The organism is Flavobacterium micromati (genome assembly GCF_900129585.1).
GTDB classification, from domain to species: domain Bacteria; phylum Bacteroidota; class Bacteroidia; order Flavobacteriales; family Flavobacteriaceae; genus Flavobacterium; species Flavobacterium micromati.
The window spans coordinates 1-1,736 of sequence record NZ_FQWF01000029.1 but is presented as its reverse complement, the minus strand read 5'-3'; the positions used below and the strand labels follow the sequence as shown (position 1 = coordinate 1,736).

Sequence of the window (1,736 nt, the reverse complement as noted above, 5' to 3'; positions counted from 1 at the left end):
TTGCACTCAGTGATTTCGCGTCCGTTGTGGTAGCCTTTATCTACCAAAGCCGTGTAAGTTTCTAGCTCTAGATTTTCTTTGGCTTCGATAGCGATGGCTGCTAGTGCGTTGCGATCATTGCGATTAATGGTGTGAGTAGCAACCACTAAATTGTGTTTATTGTCTACTGCTGCCTGAATATTGTAACTTATCTCGACCACAACTCCTTGAACCAGTAGTGCGCGTGAGTCAGAATCGGTGGTACTAATTTGCGGTTCGCCACTATCTTTTAATTTTTCTTCCAGTAATTCATAGCGGATTTTGTTTTTCTTTAGACGGGCTATTTTTTCTTGGATTTTAGTAACGGTTACTGTGTTGTCTTTTACATCATTTGTTTCTAATTCTGTCAGGTATTCTTGGGTTCTTTCTTCAATATAAGCTAGATGTTTGTCAATTTTCTTTTGGTTAAAATTAGCTTTCTTGCTGTTGTGCGCTCTGCTTTTTGTGCCATCAATTGCGATGGTTTCACCAGCAACTAGGTCGGCATCTTTCAAAAAAGAAACAAAGAGTTTGAATAGTTTTCTAAGCCCTGCTGGGTTTTGCTTTCTAAAATCAGAAATGCTATGGTAATTTGGGCAAATAGCCTCTAAAAGCCATTGTAATTCAATATTGCGAACGCACTCTTTTTCTAACTTTCTAGAACTTCTAAGGCCATTTAGGTACCCATATAAATAGATTTTAAGAAACAACTTAGTGTCAAAACTGGGACGGCCTTCGGATTTTATAGTTTGTACCGTAAAACCAAGTGCTTCAAGGGAGATGTGCTCTACGAAAGCTTCAATAAAACGCACAGGATTATCCGAGGCGATTTTATCTTCTAAACTACTTATTTGTAACTGTTGACGCGATGTTCCAGATATATGTTGCATCTTTAAATGTACAAAATTTCTCTCTTATATCCAAAATAAAATACTATATTTGACGCAAATAAAACGGAAGTTTTTTCACAGACTGACGTTGTGCGTAATATTACCCAAAAAACGAAAAAAATGAAGAAATTTTTTCAAATAAGTTTACTTATATTATTAACAAGTTGTTCTCATTATTTGGTAAATAATGAAGGATTTATTCGACCACCAAAAAACTATAAATTTAGTTATCAAAAAAAATCTGCAAAATTAACTGAGGACAAAATAATTGACACAACTGCAATATATTACTTGACAAACAGCAATTATTATAGAAATAGTAATGAATATAAAAATAACGATGGATACATCAGATTTTACTCAAACGGACAATTTAAAATACAAGGAACAAAAACATATCCGAAAATAGAAGATATAAATAATGTTAATTACGGAGTTGTTGGATATTTTAAAATTAAAGGAAATGTTATTAAACTGCAAATTTATACAGATATAAATGCAGGCTCAGACCAACTAGAATTCGGAATTATTGATGAGAATAGTGATTTGATTTTATTAAACGAAAATCCAAGAACAGACTTTTGCCTTGGGTATTCTGAAAAATCAATCAGAAAAAAAATTAATGAAATTTCCATTTTTAGAGCTAACCTTAATCCGAAAATATATAAAAAAATAAAAATAGAAGAAATGACTTACAACAAACCAAATTGGTAATAAAAAATACTACGCACAACAGCTAGGGTTTCGTTGCGTTCGAAGAACGAACAATGAACCCGCGGTTGAACGGAACCGATTACATGCCGTCAACACTATGGAGTTATCGTAATG

2 protein-coding genes are annotated in these 1,736 nt (G+C 33.3%); one reads left to right on the top strand and one right to left on the bottom strand.

The features are described 5' to 3' along the window. The coding region (locus tag BUB42_RS15985; protein WP_139257443.1) for a transposase at positions 1–908 on the bottom strand (908 nt) is incomplete at its 3' end. A 120-nt stretch (positions 909–1,028) separates the two neighbouring features. Between BUB42_RS15985 and BUB42_RS15980 the strand changes: the two genes are divergently transcribed. Continuing rightward, the gene (locus BUB42_RS15980) at positions 1,029–1,622 is read left to right on the top strand and encodes a hypothetical protein (protein ID WP_139257441.1); all 594 of its coding nucleotides are present in this window, start codon (positions 1,029–1,031) and stop codon (positions 1,620–1,622) included. Positions 1,623–1,736: the final 114 nt, after the last annotated feature.

Bases quoted from the DNA above. Each gene is read 5' to 3' on its own strand.
- BUB42_RS15980 (WP_139257441.1), top strand. From the start codon at position 1,029: ATGAAGAAATTTTTTCAAATAAGTTTACTTATATTATTAACAAGTTGT.